This is a genomic window from Nonomuraea longispora (genome assembly GCF_004348345.1).
Taxonomy (GTDB): Bacteria; Actinomycetota; Actinomycetes; order Streptosporangiales; family Streptosporangiaceae; genus Nonomuraea; species Nonomuraea longispora.
In genome coordinates, this window is record NZ_SMJZ01000206.1 from 1 (window position 1) to 16,085 (window position 16,085).

At 71.8% G+C, this 16,085-nt stretch carries 13 protein-coding genes and 1 pseudogene; 5 read left to right on the forward strand and 9 right to left on the reverse strand.

Going from position 1 to position 16,085, the window contains the following annotated elements:
• The 8 genes and pseudogenes from E1267_RS36075 to hypF form a co-directional block, all read right to left on the reverse strand.
• Positions 1 to 367 (reverse strand): annotated as a pseudogene (locus tag E1267_RS36075) (hypothetical protein); the annotation flags it as partial.
• A gap of 6 nt (positions 368 to 373) precedes the next feature.
• Entirely contained in the window at positions 374 to 991 is a 618-nt protein-coding gene (locus E1267_RS36080; protein WP_132339511.1) for a DUF6084 family protein, read from the reverse strand.
• 26 nt (positions 992 to 1,017) lie between these two features.
• Positions 1,018 to 1,236 carry a hypothetical protein gene (locus E1267_RS36085; RefSeq protein WP_201761588.1) on the reverse strand — a complete coding sequence of 73 codons (219 nt, stop codon included), beginning with the start codon at positions 1,234 to 1,236 and terminating at the stop codon, positions 1,018 to 1,020.
• The gene (locus E1267_RS36090) at positions 1,233 to 1,883 is read right to left on the reverse strand and encodes a DUF5947 family protein (RefSeq protein WP_132339513.1); all 651 of its coding nucleotides are present in this window, start codon (positions 1,881 to 1,883) and stop codon (positions 1,233 to 1,235) included. Before E1267_RS36090 ends, E1267_RS36085 begins: the two co-directional genes overlap by 4 nt.
• Positions 1,880 to 2,335, reverse strand: coding sequence for a NifU family protein (locus E1267_RS36095; protein ID WP_132339515.1), 456 nt, complete (start codon positions 2,333 to 2,335; stop codon positions 1,880 to 1,882). The genes E1267_RS36090 and E1267_RS36095 overlap by 4 nt, the downstream gene beginning before the upstream one ends.
• Positions 2,336 to 2,345: 10 nt before the next feature.
• Positions 2,346 to 4,151, reverse strand: a complete 1,806-nt coding sequence (locus tag E1267_RS36100) for a nickel-dependent hydrogenase large subunit (protein ID WP_246064473.1) — start codon at positions 4,149 to 4,151, stop codon at positions 2,346 to 2,348.
• Between the two features lie 15 nt (positions 4,152 to 4,166).
• Complete coding sequence (locus tag E1267_RS36105) at positions 4,167 to 5,213, reverse strand: NADH-quinone oxidoreductase subunit B family protein (protein ID WP_132339517.1); 1,047 nt, start codon at positions 5,211 to 5,213, stop codon at positions 4,167 to 4,169.
• 142 nt (positions 5,214 to 5,355) lie between these two features.
• Positions 5,356 to 7,647: a carbamoyltransferase HypF gene (gene hypF / locus E1267_RS36110; protein ID WP_181957892.1), complete on the reverse strand. Its 2,292-nt coding sequence runs from the start codon at positions 7,645 to 7,647 to the stop codon at positions 5,356 to 5,358.
• A 137-nt stretch (positions 7,648 to 7,784) separates the two neighbouring features.
• Here hypF and E1267_RS36115 point away from each other — a divergent pair, with 137 nt between their 5' ends.
• Positions 7,785 to 9,620: a glycoside hydrolase family 15 protein gene (locus tag E1267_RS36115; RefSeq protein ID WP_132339519.1), complete on the forward strand. Its 1,836-nt coding sequence runs from the start codon at positions 7,785 to 7,787 to the stop codon at positions 9,618 to 9,620.
• A 238-nt stretch (positions 9,621 to 9,858) separates the two neighbouring features.
• Here E1267_RS36115 and E1267_RS36125 read toward each other — a convergent pair whose 3' ends face one another.
• The gene (locus E1267_RS36125; RefSeq protein ID WP_132339521.1) at positions 9,859 to 10,938 is read right to left on the reverse strand and encodes a LacI family DNA-binding transcriptional regulator; all 1,080 of its coding nucleotides are present in this window, start codon (positions 10,936 to 10,938) and stop codon (positions 9,859 to 9,861) included.
• Between the two features lie 300 nt (positions 10,939 to 11,238).
• Here E1267_RS36125 and E1267_RS36130 point away from each other — a divergent pair, with 300 nt between their 5' ends.
• The 4 genes from E1267_RS36130 to E1267_RS36145 form a co-directional block, all read left to right on the forward strand.
• Entirely contained in the window at positions 11,239 to 12,204 is a 966-nt protein-coding gene (locus tag E1267_RS36130; RefSeq protein ID WP_132339523.1) for a carbohydrate ABC transporter permease, read from the forward strand.
• On the forward strand, positions 12,194 to 13,048 hold the full coding sequence (locus tag E1267_RS36135; RefSeq protein WP_132339525.1) for a carbohydrate ABC transporter permease: 855 nt from the start codon (positions 12,194 to 12,196) through the stop codon (positions 13,046 to 13,048). The genes E1267_RS36130 and E1267_RS36135 overlap by 11 nt, the downstream gene beginning before the upstream one ends.
• Positions 13,049 to 13,108: 60 nt before the next feature.
• A complete protein-coding gene (locus tag E1267_RS36140; RefSeq protein ID WP_220449840.1) occupies positions 13,109 to 14,395 on the forward strand; it encodes an ABC transporter substrate-binding protein in 1,287 nt (428 codons plus the stop codon).
• Positions 14,392 to 16,085: hypothetical protein (locus E1267_RS36145; RefSeq protein WP_132339527.1), on the forward strand; the 1,694-nt coding region annotated here is incomplete at its 3' end. The genes E1267_RS36140 and E1267_RS36145, both read left to right, overlap by 4 nt.

The following is a 16,085-nucleotide window of genomic DNA, read 5'->3' on the forward strand; positions in this document are numbered from 1 at the left end:
CGGCCGGCCCGCGCGTCAGCTCGTCCACGACGAGGCCCGGCAGGGACAGCTCCCGCTCCCGCGCCTCCTCGCCCGACCGGCGGTCGGGGCCGCCCGCGACCGGCTCGCGGATGACGACGTGCAGGAAACGTACGCACACGTCGACGGTGTCGCCGGGCTCCGCTTCGACGAGGCATTCGGTATGCATCAGCCAGCGCTCGCCCTCGTGGGCCCGGCCGTACGCCTCCGGGTGCACGCCGCCGATCGTCCAGCGGTGCCGGTTCTTCAGCGACGACTCGCGGTACGGCCACAGCAGGTAGCCCTCGTACAGCACGGCGCGGGCGATCTGCCGGACCGGGTCCTTCTGCGAATCCTTCTGCGGGTCCATGCGCGGTCAGCCTCCGCTCGTTTCCAGCAGTGATCTGACCGTGTCGTCCCAGCCGAGCAGGGTGTGCCGCACCCGGTGGGCGTACAGGCGGTCGAACGTGTCGCGCTCCAGCCGGATCCAGGCCGTGCGCGGGAAGTGGCGGTCCATGAGGTCCTTCCACACGTGTACCGGCATGAGGTGCTCCGCCTCGGTGTCCCACGGCAGGCAGGCCGCCTGCAGGCGGTCGCCGTCGAGGTAGAAGACGGTGCCGGTGAACAGGAAGCGCAGCGGCACCCCACCGCCGGGCAGGCCGTGCAGGTACGCGGCGGCGGCCACGTCGAAGTCGTAGGTGCACGCGACGGTGAGCGTCGCCTGGGCCCTGCCGGTGAAGGCGGGCACGTGGGTGACGGTCCGCGTCCACAGCAGGCTGGACAGGGTGCGTCCCCACGTCTCGGGCGGGCCGAACAACCCCTGGAGCCGGTCGCGCGCGTCCTCGTCGTAGTCGCGCGCGGCGGCCTCGATGCGCAGCTGCGTGGCCAGCGTGAGCGCGCGCACGGGGGCGTCGGCGTGCACGCGCAGCCGGAAGTCCAGGGCGGGCGCCGCGGCGGGTACGGCCGGCTCGACGCCGTGGACCTCGATCCGCACGGCCGGTGCTGTCGGTGGCATCGTGATCAGGCGGGCGACAGGTTGGGCATGTCAGGGTCGATCGGGTCGTGTTTGCGCGGGTTGATGCCGGTCGAGCGCCGGGCCGTGGACCGGCCGTCTGGCAGGTGGCCCTCCTGCTTGCCGTAATTGCCGCGGCTGTTGCCCTCCTTGACGCCTTTGACGTGGGAGGGAGCGTCGGGGCGCACGTCCGGGTGGCCCGTCCTGATCGGGTGCTTCTTGCTCACGCTGGGCTCCTGCTGTCGTCGGTGGCCGGTACGGTGACGGACCGGTCGTCGAGGTCGGTGAAGAAGGTGTCGAGGTGCGCGCGCACCTCCTGGCCGCCGGTCAGCCCGCGCCAGCGGGCCCTGATCGTCCCGGCGAGCGCGTAACAGTCGTCGAGCGGCACCATCCACGCGCCGCGGTCGCGGTCGACGAGCAGGGCCTCCACGTCCTGGCGCAACTCGGCGAGCACCGGGTTGTCGCGCACGATCAGGTCCCAGGCCGCCTGGTCGGCGGGCGCCCGCACCGCCCCCGCCGGGCTCGGGTAGAACGCGACGATCCCGCCGGAAGCCGAGTCGCGCACCAGGCACGCCATGCGCACAGGAACGCCGAGCCGCGCCCACACCGGGTCGGGAAGCACGAAGCCGCTCATCCGCCGGCGCCGGTCCGGCACGAGGACGTGCCGGCCTCCCGACGCCGGCCCGCCGGCCGCCGCGTGGTCGAACAGCACCTGGCAGGCCCGGCACGCGCAGCGCAGCTCGCGGGACGGCAGCTCCAGCAGGTGGCGGTGCACGTCGGGCAGCGCCTCGCCGCACAGCCCGCACGCCTGCGCCCGGAGGGACGGCCGCCGCTCGCGCGCCTGCGCGGCGAGCCGGCGCAGCAGGCCGGTCACGGCGCCCGCGAGCCGGTGCGCACGGCCAGGCTCTCGACCGGGATCAGCGGCGTCGCGTCGCGTTCGACCTCGATGTCGACGTGCTCGATCTCCGGGGCTGCGGCACGTACGGCCTCCCGCAGGGCCGACGTCGCCGTCTCGGCGGACGAGCGGCAGCCGCCCGGCCGTACGCGCAGGCGGACCAGGTCGTCCTCGACGGCGAGCAGTTCGGCGGAGCCGCCGACGGCCGCCTCCACACGGGCCCGCACGTCCAGCGGATGCAGGTCGTGCAGCAGCAGGAGCGGCGCGACCGACGCGTCGGCGGCCAGCCGCGCCGCCTGCTCGGCGTCGAGCACCGCCATGACCCGCCCCAGGCCCTCGCCGTACAGGTCGAGCAGCTCCCTGACGAGCTCGACCGCGTCAGGGCCGGCCTCGTCGAGCATGACCTCGATCCTCGCGATGCGGTCGTCCATGCGCCTGCTCCTAACCGCCGAGGCTCGCGCCGAAAGTGGGGGAGTGCATCTGCTTGAGCTCCTTGCCGCCGCCGAGGTACATGTGCACGCCGCACGGCAGGCACGGGTCGAAGCTGCGCACCGTACGCATGATGTCGATGCCCTTGAAAGAGTCGGGCCCGTTCTCCTCGAAGATCGGCAACCCCTGCACCGCGTCCTCGTACGGCCCCGGCGTGCCGTACATGTCGCGCGGGCTGGCGTTCCACGGCGTCGGCGGGTACGGGTGGTAGTTGGCGATCTTGCCGTCGCGGATCACCATGTGGTGCGACAACACGCCGCGCACCGCCTCGTGGAAGCCGCACCCGATCGCCTCGTCCGGCACGTCGAAGTCGGAGAACACCTGCGTGCGGCCGGCCCGCACCTCGCCCAGCGCCTGCTCCAGGAAGTGCACCGCCATCGCCGCCGCGTACGCGACGAAGTAGGCGCGGGCGCGGTTGCGCTCGATGGTGTTGGCCCAGCGTGGCACCTTCCACTCCAGCCGCATCTCCGGCAGGGAGCCGCTCTTGGGCAGGTTGATCTCCACGCTGTGGCCCGTGGCGCGTACCGTGCCGGTGTCGACCAGGCCCGCGAGCGCCGTCGACCACAGCCGTGCCAGCGGGCCGCCGCCGGTGTCGAGCGCCAGGTGGTCGCCGGTGCGCCGGTCGTACCAGCGAGGGCTCATCACCCAGCTGTAGTTGCCGTGTTCCAGGTCGCGTTTCTGCGGCTTGGGCAGCGTCGTCTGGTTCCACGGGTGGCGCTGGTCCACGGGGTTGCCGAGCGGGTCGTGGGTGACGAACGTCTCCTCCGCCTGCCAGTCGTCGTAGTAGGAGCTGCCCAGCAGGATGCGGATGCCGAGGTTGATGTCGACCAGGTCGGTGGTCAGCAGCTCGCCGTCCAGGACGATGCCCGGCGTGACGAACATCCGCCGGCCCCACTCGTTCATGTTCCGGTAGTCGTAGTCGACCGCCGCCGGATCCTGGAAGGAGCCCCAGCAGCCGAGCATCACCCGCCGGCGGCCGACCTCCTCGTAGCCGGGCAGCGCCTCGTAGAAGAAGTCGAACAGGTCGTCGTTCATCGGGACGGCCTTCTTCAGGAAGTCGAGCACCCGCAGCAGCCGCACCAGGTAGTCGGTGAACACCTGGGGCGTCGCGACCGTGCCCACGCCGCCCGGGTAGAGCGTCGACGGGTGCACGTGCCGGCCCTCCATCAGGCAGCACATCTCCCTGGTCACCCTGCTGACGTGCAGCGCCTCCTTGTAGACCGCCCCGCTGAACGGGTTGAAGGCGCGCATGATGTCGGCGATCGTCCGGAACCCGTGCAGCCCCGCGTTCGGCGCCTCCGTGGTCTCCGCCCGGCGCAGCAGGCCGGGGTTGGTCTCCTTGACCATCTGCTCGCAGTAGTCGACGAAGACCAGGTTGTCCTGGAAGAGGGTGTGGTCGAACATGTACTCGGCCGCTTCGCCCAGGTTGATGATCCATTCGGCCAGCGGCGGGGGCTTGACGCCGTACGCCATGTTCTGGGCGTAGATCGAGCAGACCGCGTGGTTGTCACCGCAGATGCCGCAGATCCGGCTCGTGATGAAGTGCGCGTCGCGCGGGTCCTTGCCCTTCATGAACACGCTGTAGCCGCGGAACAACGACGAGGTGCTCTTGCACTCGACGACCTCGCGGTTGTTGAAGTCGATCTTGGTGTAGATGCCCAGGTTGCCGATGATCCTCGTGATCGGGTCCCACGACATCTCCACCAGCTCGCGGGGCTCGCCCGCGCTCTGCTTGGCCCCCGCCGTACGGGTTGTCACCTCGCCACTCTCCCTTTAGCCGTTTCCCCAGCGCGGGTCGTACCCGCTCGTCAGCCTGCGGCGGTTGTGACGCCACTTCGGTTCCTTGTTGGCCGTGTTGTTCGTGATCGAGCGCATCCTGCGGATCAGCGAGCCGTACGCGCCGCTGAACGCCGCCGACACCGATCCGCCGGGAGGTTCGTCCATGAACGGCATGAACTTGTCGGGGAAACCGGGCATGGTGCAGCCGATGCAGATGCCGCCCACGTTGGGGCAGCCGCCGACGCCGTCCATCCAGCCGCGTTTGGTGACGTTGCAGTTGACCACCGGCCCCCAGCAGCCGACGCGCACCAGGCACTTGGGGGAGTTGTAGTCGTGGGCGAAGTCGCCCTGCTCGTAGTAGCCGCCCCGGTCGCAGCCCTCGTGCACGGTCTTGCCGAACAGCCAGGTGGGCCTCAGCAGGTCGTCGAGCGGGATGGTGGGGGCCATGCCCGCCGCCTGGTAGAGCAGCCAGGTCAGCGTCTCCATGAAGTTGTCGGGCTGCACGGGGCAGCCGGGCACGTTGACGATGGGCAGGCCGCCGGCCGAGCGGAAGTCCTTGCCGAGGTAGTCGGCCAGCCCCATGCAGCCGGTCGGGTTGCCGGCCATGGCGTGGATGCCGCCGTAGGTGGCGCAGGTGCCGATGGCGACGACGGCCCAGGCCTTGGGAGCCAGCCGGTCGATCCACTCGTTCACCGTGATGGGCTCGCCGGTGACCGGGTCGTTGCCCATGGACGTCCAGAAGCCGTCGCCGTTGATCCGCTCGTTGGGGATCGACCCCTCGACCACGAGGATGAACGGGCCGAGCTCGTCGTGATGGGCCTGGTGGAAGGCGGCCATGAAGGCGTCGCCCACCTCCGTCGCGAGCACCTTGTTGTGCAGGTGCACCTTGGGCAGCCCCGGCACGAGCCCGAGCAGCACGTCCTCCAGGCTCGGCAGCGACGCGGCGGTGACGGAGACGGTGTCGCCGTCGCAGCTCATGCCCTCCGAGGTCCACAGGATGTGAAGCTCGTCCAGGCCTGTCGGTGTCTGCGTGGTCGTCATGGCCCAAGCCCCTTTCGTGGCCGGATGCAGAGTTCGGGCCCGGTTTCGTGATGTGCCCGGACGGTTGCTCTACGTAGCGGACATACCGCCCCAGCTTCCGGCCGAAACCTCGCTGACCTGCGCGGAAGCGGAACCCGCCCGGCTAGCGGAGCCGCTCGCGGGCGGCGGCGACCGCTGCCTGGCCGAGGCTGATGCCGCCGTCGCCGGCCGGAACACCCGCGTGGGTGAGCACCCTGAACCCGTCGCACTCCAGCCGCTCCACCGTGCGCTCGGCCAGCAGCACGTTCTGGAACACGCCTCCGGACAGCGCCACCGTCGTCAGCCCCGTCTCCTCGCGCAGCGCCCGGCAGCAGCGCACGACGAGCTCGCGCACACCGTTGTGGAAGCGGGCGGAGACCACCGCCGGGCCCACGCCCCTGTCCAGGTCCTCCAGCGCCGCCCGCACCAGGTCCCCGCCGGCGACCACGAGCACGCCGTCGCGCCGCGCGATGCCCGCCGGGTACGCGCCGCGTTCCGCGGGGTCGGCGACCTGCTCCAGCTCGATCGCGGCCTGCCCCTCGTACGTGATCGTGTCGCGGACGCCGGCCAGCGCCGCCACGGCGTCGAACAGGCGTCCGGCGCTGGAGGTCAGCGGCGCGGCCGGCCCGCCGCGCCTGGCCAGCGCCGTCACGCTCTCCCATCGGGCCCCTGCGCGCCGCGCCACGGCGGTGGCCCGCGCCGCACTGTCGTCCAGGCCGTCCAGACCGGCCAGGTAGGCGGCGGCCATCCGCCACGGCTGCCTGACGGCCGTCTCACCGCCCGGCATCGGGACGGGTGCCAGATGCCCGGCCCGCTCGAACGAGGCCAGGTCGGCCAGGAGGAACTCGCCGCCCCACAACGTCCCGTCGTCGCCGTGGCCGAGGCCGTCGAACGCCACGCCGATCACCCGGCCGTGCTCGCCGTTGTCGGCCAGGCAGGAGGCGATGTGCGCGTGATGGTGCTGCACCGCGACGGGTTCCACGTCCGGCAGGCCGAGGGCGTACCGGGTGGACGGGTAGTCGGGGTGCAGGTCGTGCGCGACCACCTCGGGACGGACGCCGAGCAGGGCGGAGAAGTGCTGGATTCCCGCCGTGTACGCCCGCAGCGCCTCGTACCCCTCCAGGTCGCCGACGTGCGGGGAGACGAAGGCGTGCCGCCCCCTCGTCATGCAGAACGTGCTCTTCAGCGCCGCTCCGCAGCCGAGCACCGGCCGGGAGGCCTCCCACGCCAGCGTGAACGGGGCAGGGGCATGGCCGCGCGAGCGCCGCAGGAGCGTGCCCCTGCCCCGGAACACCCGCGCCACCGAGTCGTCGGCCCGCAGGTGGATGGGCCGGTCATGGGTCAGGAAGGCGTCCGCCATGCCGCCGAGCCGGTCGAGGGCGGCGCGGTCGTCGTACTCGATCGGCTCGCCGGCGAGATTAGCGCTCGTCAGCACGAGCGGCGCGCCCGTGTCCGCGAGCAGCAGGTGGTGCAGCGGCGTGTACGGCAACATCACCCCGAGGTTCGCCCGCCCCGGCGCGACCGCGCCCGCCACGCCGGTGACGTCCGTGCGGCGCGGCAGCAGCACGATGGGACGTTCCCGGCCGGTCAGGAGCGCCTGCGCGACCGCGTCCACCTCGCACAACCGCCGCGCCTGCGCCGGGCCGGCCACCATGACCGCGAACGGTTTGTCCGCCCGCCGCTTGCGCCGGCGCAACTCCGCGGCGGCCCGCTCGTCGGTGGCCACGACCGCCAGGTGGTAGCCGCCGAGGCCCTTCACCGCCAGCACCCCGCCCTCGCGCAGCACACCGGCGGCGCCGGTCAGGGCGTCGTCGCCGCCGGCGATCGGGGCGCCCCGCGCGTCCAGCAGTTCGAGTGCCGGGCCGCAGGCCGGGCAGCACACGGGCTGGGCGTGAAAGCGCCGGTCGGCCGGGTCGTGGTACTCGGCCAGGCATGCCTCGCACAGGGCGAAACCCGCCATCGTGGTCAGCGGCCGGTCGTACGGCAACGCGCGCGTGATCGTCAGCCGCGGCCCGCAGTTGACGCAGTTGACGAAGGGGTAGCGGTAGCGCCGGTCGGCCGGGTCGGCCAGCTCGGCCAGGCAGTCGGCGCACGTCGCGATGTCGGGCGAGACCAGCGTGCGCGGGGCTCCCGAGCGCTCGCTCGCCACGATCAGGAACCGCCCGTCCCCGGACGCGGCCACGCGGCCGCCCCGGGTGACGGTCACCCGCTCGATCGCGGCCAGCGGGGGAGCGTCGCGTTCGAGCCGCGTCAGGAACTCGGCGATCCCGTCGCGGTCGCCGTCCAGCTCGACGAAGACGCCGCGCGCGTCGTTGCCGACCCGGCCCGCCAGCCCCAGCCGGGTGGCCAGCCCGTGCACGAACGGCCGGAACCCCACCCCCTGCACCACGCCCTCGACCCGGACCCGCACTCCCATCGGGCCAGTGTGCACCGCGACCCGGCGCGACCGGGGCAGCCCCGCCGGGACCCGGCCAGCCCATGACCTCCCTCCGGACCGGGAGAGACGGCGGCGCACCGTGGGTAGGGACAGCGCGACGCCGGAGAGAGGATGCGATGGCCGAGACATTCGATCAGGAGAGCCGGGTGGGGCCCGGCCGTTACCTGCCGATCGCCGAGCACGGCCTGATCGGCGACCTGCGCACCGTGGCGCTGGTGGGCACCGACGGCACCATCGACTGGTACTGCTGCCCGACCTTCGACTCGCCCAGCGTCTTCGGCGCGATCCTCGACGCCGGCAAAGGGGGAGCGTTCGAGCTGGGCGCGAGTGTGCCCGCCAAGACCAAACAGTTCTACTTCCCCGACACCAACGTCCTGATCACCCGGTTCTTCACCGAGGGCGGGGTGGGCGAGATCCAGGACTTCATGCCGGTGACCAGCGACTCGGGCGAGGCCAGGCGCCACCGGCTGATGCGGCGGGTGATCTGCGTACGGGGGTCGATCCCGTTCCGCGCGCGGGTCGCCCCCCGGTTCGGGTACGGCGCGCAGCCGCACCGCGTACGCCGGCACGACGGGATGGTGTTGTTCGAGTCGGAGGACCTGTCGCTCGCGCTGACCGCCACGGTGCCGGTCACGTGCGACGACCGGGACGCCACGGCCGCCTTCACCCTCCACGAGGGCGAGTCGGAGGTGTTCGCGCTCGACCAGATCGGCGGCGACGTGCTGCCGCGCGCGTGCGCGTACGCCGAGGCCGAGGACGAGTTCGCCGCCACGGTGGCGTTCTGGCGGCGGTGGTTGTCCGCCTCCCGCTACCGCGGCCGGTGGCGGGAGATGGTGCACCGGTCCGCGCTGACCCTCAAGCTGCTCACGTACGCGCCGACGGGCGCGATCGTCGCCGCGCCGACGACCAGCCTGCCCGAGCAGATCGGCGGCGAGCGCAACTGGGACTACCGCTACCTCTGGGTGCGCGACGCCGCCTTCGCCGTCTACGCCCTGCTCCGGCTGGGCTTCACCGGCGAGGCCGAGGCGTTCATGAACTTCCTGACCCGGCGCGTCACCCGGCGCGCCGACGGCCCCTCAGGGCCGCTCCAGATCATGTACGGCATCGACGGCCGTACCGACCTGCCGGAACGCGAGCTCGGTCACCTGGAGGGGCACCAGGGCTCCGCACCCGTACGGGTCGGCAACGCCGCCGCCGACCAGCTCCAGCTCGACATCTACGGAGCGCTCATCGACTCCGTCTACCTCTACGACAAGTGGGGGCAGCCCATCTCCAGCGACCACTGGGACGAGGTGTGCGGCCTGGTGGACTGGGTCTGCGACCACTGGGACCAGCCCGACGAGGGCGTCTGGGAGACCCGCGGCGGGCGCAGGAACTTCCTCTACTCGCGGCTGATGTGCTGGGTGGCGATCGAGCGCGCCATGCGGATGGCCAACCGGCGCGGCCTGCCCGCCGACATCCCGCGCTGGCGGGACAGCCGCGACACGATCTACCGCACGCTCATGCGCCGCGGCTGGTCCGAGCAGCGTGAGGCCTTCGTGCAGTACGAGGACGGCGACGTGCTCGACGCCTCCGTGCTCATGATGCCGCTGGTCAAGTTCGTCTCGCCCACCGATCCGAAGTGGCTGGCCACCCTGGACGCGCTCACCGCCGAGCTGGTGTCCGACTCGCTGGTCTACCGCTACGACCCCAAGGCCAGCCCGGACGGCCTGCGCGGGGAGGAGGGCACGTTCTCCATCTGCTCGTTCTGGTACGTCGAGGCGCTCGTGCGCGCGGGCCGCGTGGAGGAGGGCCGGCTGGCGTTCGAGAAGATGCTGACCTACGCCAACCACGTGGGCCTGTACGCGGAGGAGATCAGCCGCAGCGGCGAGCAGCAGGGCAACTTCCCGCAGGCCTTCACCCACCTGGCGCTGATCAGCGCCGCGTTCAACCTCGACCGCGCGCTCGGCTGAGGCTCCTGACCTCCGGCCAGGTGCGTCCGCAGCACGTCGGCGAGCGGCTTGCTCGCACGCGTCGCTCGGGATCTGCGCAGGGCGGCGCGCTGCAGCGACTCGGTGGCGGGGTAGCCGGTGATGAAGTTCTCCATGTTCATCCAGCCGCCGAGCCCGACCCCGGCCAGCGTGACGATCCGGCCCGACTCGCCGGCCAGCCGGTCGCCACGGACGCTGATCCACTCCATGCGCTCTCCTCCTAGGACGGCGCGGGCCCCGTGCTGTCGCGGATGAGCAGCCGGGGCTGGAAGCGCACGTTGTAGCCGCCGCTCTCGCCGTTCATCAGCGCCCACAGCCGCTCCCACGCCTGCCGGCCGAGCTCGTTCTTCGGGATGGAGACCGTGGTCAGCGGGGGAGTGGTGTAGCGGGCGAACGGGATGTCGTCGAACCCGGTGACGGACACGTCGCCCGGCACCCGTACGCCCAGCTCGTGCAGGCCCGTGAGGGCGCCGGAGGCCACCATGTCGTTGAAGGCCACCACCGCGCTCGCGCCGCACTCCAGCACCGGGCGGGCCGTGGCGTGGCCGTCGTCGAACATCGAGCCGCACGGCAGCTCCGTCAGCGTGAACCCCGGGGTGCCGGCCGCGGCGGCACGCAGCGCGGCGAGCCGCGCGGCGTGCGAGGAGCTGGCGGACGGGCCGCTCAGGTAGGCCAGGTGGCGATGGCCGAGGCCAGTGAGGTGGGCGACGAGCTCGTTGATGCCCGCGTCGTTGTCGACCGACAATGACGGGGCCGCCAGGCCGCGAACCTCGCGGTAGACGAGCACGAACGGCGCCAGGCGGTCGCTGAGCTCGCGCAGCCGCTCGCCGGGGGCGCGGGGCGAGGCCAGCACGAGCCCGTCGGAATTGCGCCGCGCCTCGATCGCGAGGATCGTCTCCTCCTCGGCGTCCTCGTTGGACTCGGCCACCAGCAGCTGGCGCCCGGCCTTGCCCGCCGCCTGGCTCAGCCCGCGCAGCACGCCCTGGAACAGCGGGTTGGACAGGTCGGGGACGACGAGCGAGATCGTGCCCGTGCGGCCGAGCGCGAGGCTGCGGGCGGCGACGCTGGGCTCGTAGTCGAGCGCCTGCGCGGCCGCGCGCACGCGGGCGGCGAGCTCCGGCTTGACGGTGGTGGAGCCGTTCATCACCCGCGACACGGTGGCGCGGGAGACGCCGGCGGCCTCGGCGACGCGGCTGATGGTCGCCGCGCCCGCGGGCCGTGGCCCGCGCCTGGCCCCCGACCCGGCCGAGGACGACGGCTCGTCGCGATCCTCTGCACGCCCTCCGGTGCCTGCCCTCATCCGCTCCCCCTGCACGCTTCGGCGCTTCGCCTGCATGCATTAAATCGCCGGACCGTGACAAGCGCGCCCGCGACCGGGCGCGCTCGCAAGATACCGGTTTCTCAAAAGAACTGCAACCGGTTGCCGGCGTGGTCGGCAAGAACGCCCTGCCCAGCGTTGCCGCAGCTCAGTGCCGGACTCATCGAGCGTTGACACCTTTTGCAGGCTCTGTTAGAAACTGGTTACTCACTGGCCGGAGGGCACCTCGGCCCCGGTCGCCCCGACACGCGCGTCCCCCGCGCGATCGGCGAAGGGTGGTCCATGAGCAACCGTCCGACCCCGGCCATCGCCTCGCCCGAGCGAGAGCCCCCTCTCGCGCGCGGAAGGCGGCGGCGACGGCGGTCCTCGCCGAGCGGCCCCGCGCGCGACCGCATCGGCTATCTCTTCCTGGCGCCGTGGTTCGCCGGCATGGCGCTGTTCACCGTCGGGCCGATCCTGGCCTCCCTCTACCTGTCGTTCACCGAATACACCCTGCTCAAGCCGCCCGAGTGGCTGGGGCTGGACAACTACCGGCAGATGCTGGCCGACCCGCGGCTGCACAAGTCGCTCGGGGTCACGTTCGTCTACGTGTCCGTGTCCGTGCCCGTCCAGCTGGTCCTGGCGCTGGCGCTGGCGCTGCTGCTCAACCGGGGCGTGCGCGGGCTGAGCTTCTACCGCTCGGTCTACTACCTGCCGTCGCTGCTCGCGGGCAGCGTGTCCGTCGCGATCCTGTGGCGGCAGATCTTCGGCAAGGACGGCCTGGTCAACCAGTTGCTGGCGATGGCCGGCATCGAGGGCGTCAGCTGGGTCGCCCACCCAGACTTCGCCCTGGGCACGCTCATCGTGCTCAACGCCTGGACGTTCGGCGCGCCGATGGTGATCTTCCTGGCCGGGCTGCGCCAGATCCCGCACTCCTACTACGAGGCGGCGGAGGTCGACGGCGCCGGCCCGGTGTCGAGGTTCTTCCGCATCACGCTCCCGCTGCTGACGCCGATCATCTTCTTCAACCTCGTGCTGCAGTTGATCGGCGCCTTCCAGAGCTTCACCCAGGCGTTCGTGATCAGCGGTGGGCGCGGCGGCCCGTCCGACGCCACCCTGCTCTACACCCTCTACCTGTACGAGCGCGGCTTCGGCTCCTTCGACATGGGCTACGCCTCCGCGATGGCGTGGGTGCTGCTGGCCGTCATCGCCGTCCTGACCGGGCTCAACTTCCTCTTCGCCAAACGGTGGGTGTTCTATGGCAACTGAGCTGGGGCCTTCGCGCCGCCGCCGGTCGTGGCGGCTGCCGAAGCACGTACTGCTCATCGGCTTCGGGCTGGTGATGCTCTATCCGCTGCTGTGGATGGTGTCGAGCTCCGTCAAGCCCACCGAGACGATCTTCCGCGACCCCTCCATCTGGCCGACCGAGCTCGACCTGGGCAACTACGTCGAGGGCTGGGAGGCGCTGAGTCACCCGTTCCACTATTACCTGTGGAACTCCGCGGTGATCGCGATCCTCGCGGTGGCCGGCAACCTGCTGTCGTGCTCGCTGGCGGCCTACGCCTTCGCCCGGCTGAAGTTCCGGGGCCGCAACCTCTTCTTTGCCGCGATGCTGGCGACGCTGATGTTGCCCATTCACGTGCTCATCGTCCCGCAGTACGTGCTGTTCTCCCAGCTCGACTGGATCAACACCAACCTGCCGCTGGTGGTGCCGAAGTTCCTGGCGCACGACGCGTTCTTCATCTTCCTGATGGTGCAGTTCATCCGCGGCCTGCCCAGCGAGCTCGACGAGGCGGCCCGCATCGACGGCTGCGGCCACTTCAGGATCTACTGGCGGATCATCATCCCGCTGTCGGTTCCCGCGCTGGCGACCTCGGCGCTGTTCACGTTCATCTGGACCTGGAACGACTTCTTCAGCCAGCTCATTTTCCTGACCGATCCCGAGTTGTGGACGATGCCGGTGGCGTTGCGGTCGTTCATGGACGGCCAGGGCGAGACGGCCTGGGGCGAGCTGTTCGCCATGTCCATCGTCGGGCTGATGCCCATCTTCGGGTTCTTCCTCGCCGGTCAGCGTTACCTGACCCAGGGCATCGCGACCACGGGCTTCAAGTGATCGCGACGCGTCACCCCACGTGCTATTGACACGTTTCTTATCAGGGAAAGGACAGGACCGATGTCACGAAGGCCCAGAAGGCTCGCGGCGCTCTGCCTGGCCGGCGTCATGCTGGCGGTGTCCGCCTGCGGCGGCGGGCCGTCCGAGAGCGAGGACGGCGCCGTCGAGCTCCGCTTCGGCTGGTGGGGCAACAACGACCGGGCCGACGCCACCCAGAAGGTGATCGACGCGTTCCAGGCGAAGAACCCCGGCATCACGGTCAAGGGCTCCTACACCGACTTCAACTCCTACTTCGACCGGCTCGCCACCGAGGTGGCCGCCGGGCGCGCGCCCGACGTCATCACGCTCGGCGGCGCCTACCCCCGCGAGTACGGCGATCGCGGCGCGCTGCTCGACCTGTCGAAGGTGAGCCTCAAGACGGACAAGATCGGTACGGCGGCGCTGGACAACGGCAAGTTCGGCGGCGTCCAGTACGGCGTGCCGAGCGGCGTCAACGCGATCGCCACCGTCATCAACCCCGCCGTGTTCGACAAGGCCGGAGTCGAGGTGCCCGACGGCGACACCTGGACCTGGGACGACTTCAAGCGCGTTTCCACGGAGCTGTCCGGCAAGCTGCCCAAGGGCACGTTCGCGCTGGCCGACCCCACCAGGAGCGACATGCTGGACGCGTACTCACGCCAGCGCGGCGAGGCGCTCTACACCGCCGACGGCAAGGTCGCCATCAGCGCCAAGACGCTGGTCGACTGGTGGACGATGACACTCGAACTGCGTGACGCCGGAGCGAGCCCGCCCGCCTCGCAGACGGCCGAGCTCATCACCCAGCCCGCCCCCGAGCAGACGCTGATGGGCCGAGGCCTCGCGGCGATGCAGTTCGACTGGAGCAACCAGCTCACCGCGCTGACCAAGGCCGCCGGCACACCGCTGAAGCTCATCCGGGTGCCCGGTGAGAGCGATGCCACCCAGCCCGGCATGTGGCTGCAGGCGTCCCAGATCTACAGCATCAACGCGAGGAGCGAGCATCCCGAGGAGGCGGCCAAGTTCGTGGACTTCCTGGTGAACAGCGCCGACGCCGGCAAGATCATTCTTGCCGACCGTGGCATCCCGGCCAACTCCGACGTGCGGGAGGGCATCGCGAGCGTGCTCGGCGAGGAGGAGAAGGCGCAGGCCGAGTTCATCGACGACCTGACGCCCAAGGCGGGACCGCCGCTGGTGATCGGGCCCGCGGGCTCCACCGACACGCCCAAGATCCTCGACCGGGTCAACGCCGAGGTGCTGTTCGGCCGGCAGAAGCCGGCCGAGGCGGCGGCCGACTTCATCCAGCAGGTCGGGACGGCGATCCAGCAGTGACCGCAGCAGTGACCGCAGCCGGGATCGACCGCCGTGCGCTCGTCGGCCGGCACGCGGTCGAGGTGACGCGGATCCTGCCGGAGTCGCCGCTGTCGGTGGGCAACGGCGAGTTCTGCTGCACGGTCGACGTCACCGGGTTGCAGACCTTCCCGGACGCCCACCCGGTCGAGGACCGCACCGCCGCGGCGCCGGGGACGCTGCTGGCCACCATGTCCGCGTGGGGCTGGCACAGCGTTCCCGGCTCGTACGAGCTGTCGGAGACGGCCCGCACCTACGACACGCCGCGCGGGCCGGTGCCGTACGTGGACATGGCGGGTGGGCTCGGCGCCTCCGGCGAGTCGCCCGCCTCGGCCGCCGAGCGGTGGCTGCGGGCCAACCCGCACCGGCTGGACCTCGGCCGGATCGGGTTCGCCGCGACCGGCGGCCCGCCCCTGACCCCCGGCGACCTCACCGGGATCCGCCAGCGGCTCGACCTGTGGACCGGCGTCATCACCAGCCGCTACCTGCTGCGCGGCACGCCGGTGCAGGTGACCACCGCCTGCCATCCCGAGCGCGACGTGCTCGCCGTGCGCGTCGAGTCGCCGCTGCTGGCGGGCGGTTTCCCGGGCGGTCTCGCCGTGCGGCTGGCGTTCCCGTACGGGTCGCAGGCGTGGGGCAACGCGGCCGACTGGTCCCGCCCCCGCGCGCACGCCTCGACGCTGCGCCCCTCACCGGGCGGGTGCACGGTGCAGCGGGTGCTCGACGGCACCGCGTACGACGTGGCGGTGGCCATGACCGGCGGCGGCCGGGCCGCGCCGGGCGGGCCGCACGAGGTGCTGCTCACCTTCACCGAGCCGGCCGCCGAACTCGTGGTCGCGTTCACCTCCGCCGGCACGCCCCCCGGCGGCGGGCTTCCCGGCTTCGGCGAGGTAGTGGCGGCCTGCGGCCGTCACTGGGCGCGCTTCTGGAGCACCGGCGGCGCGGTGGACCTGTCCGGCGCCGACGACGCGCGGGCTCCCGAGCTGGAACGCCGCGTCGTGTTGTCGCAGTACCTCACCGCCATCCACTGCGCCGGCTCCACCCCTCCGGCCGAGACCGGGCTGATGGCCAACAGCTGGCGAGGCCGCTTCCACCTGGAGATGCACTGGTGGCACGCGGCCCACTTCCCCCTGTGGGGGCGGGCGGGCCTGCTCGAACGCAGCCTCGGCTGGTACGCCTCCATCCTGCCGCGCGCCCGTGAGACGGCCAGGGCGCAGGGCCTGCCGGGAGTGCGCTGGCCCAAGCAGGTGGGCCCCGACGGGCGCGAGAGCCCCAGCCCGATCGGGCCGTTCCTGCTCTGGCAACAGCCGCATCCGATCTTCCTGGCCGAGCTGGTACGCCGCGCGAACGGCTCCCGGGCGCTGGCCGAGTACGCCGACGTCGTGCTCGGCACGGCCACGTTCATGGCCGCCTTCGCGACCAAGGGCCCCCGCGGGCACGGTCTGGGGCCGCCCCTGGTCCCGGCCCAGGAGTCGTACGCCGACGTGCGGGCGAGCGCCGCCGACCCGACGTTCGAGCTCGCGTACTGGTCATGGGCGCTGGAGGTGGCCCAGCGCTGGCGGCGGATGCTGGGCCTGGCGCCCGAGCCGGCGTGGGCGCAGGTCGCCGCGGGCATGGCCCGCCCGCTGGTGCGCGACGGGGTCTATGCCGCGATGGGCGCCCCGCCGTACAC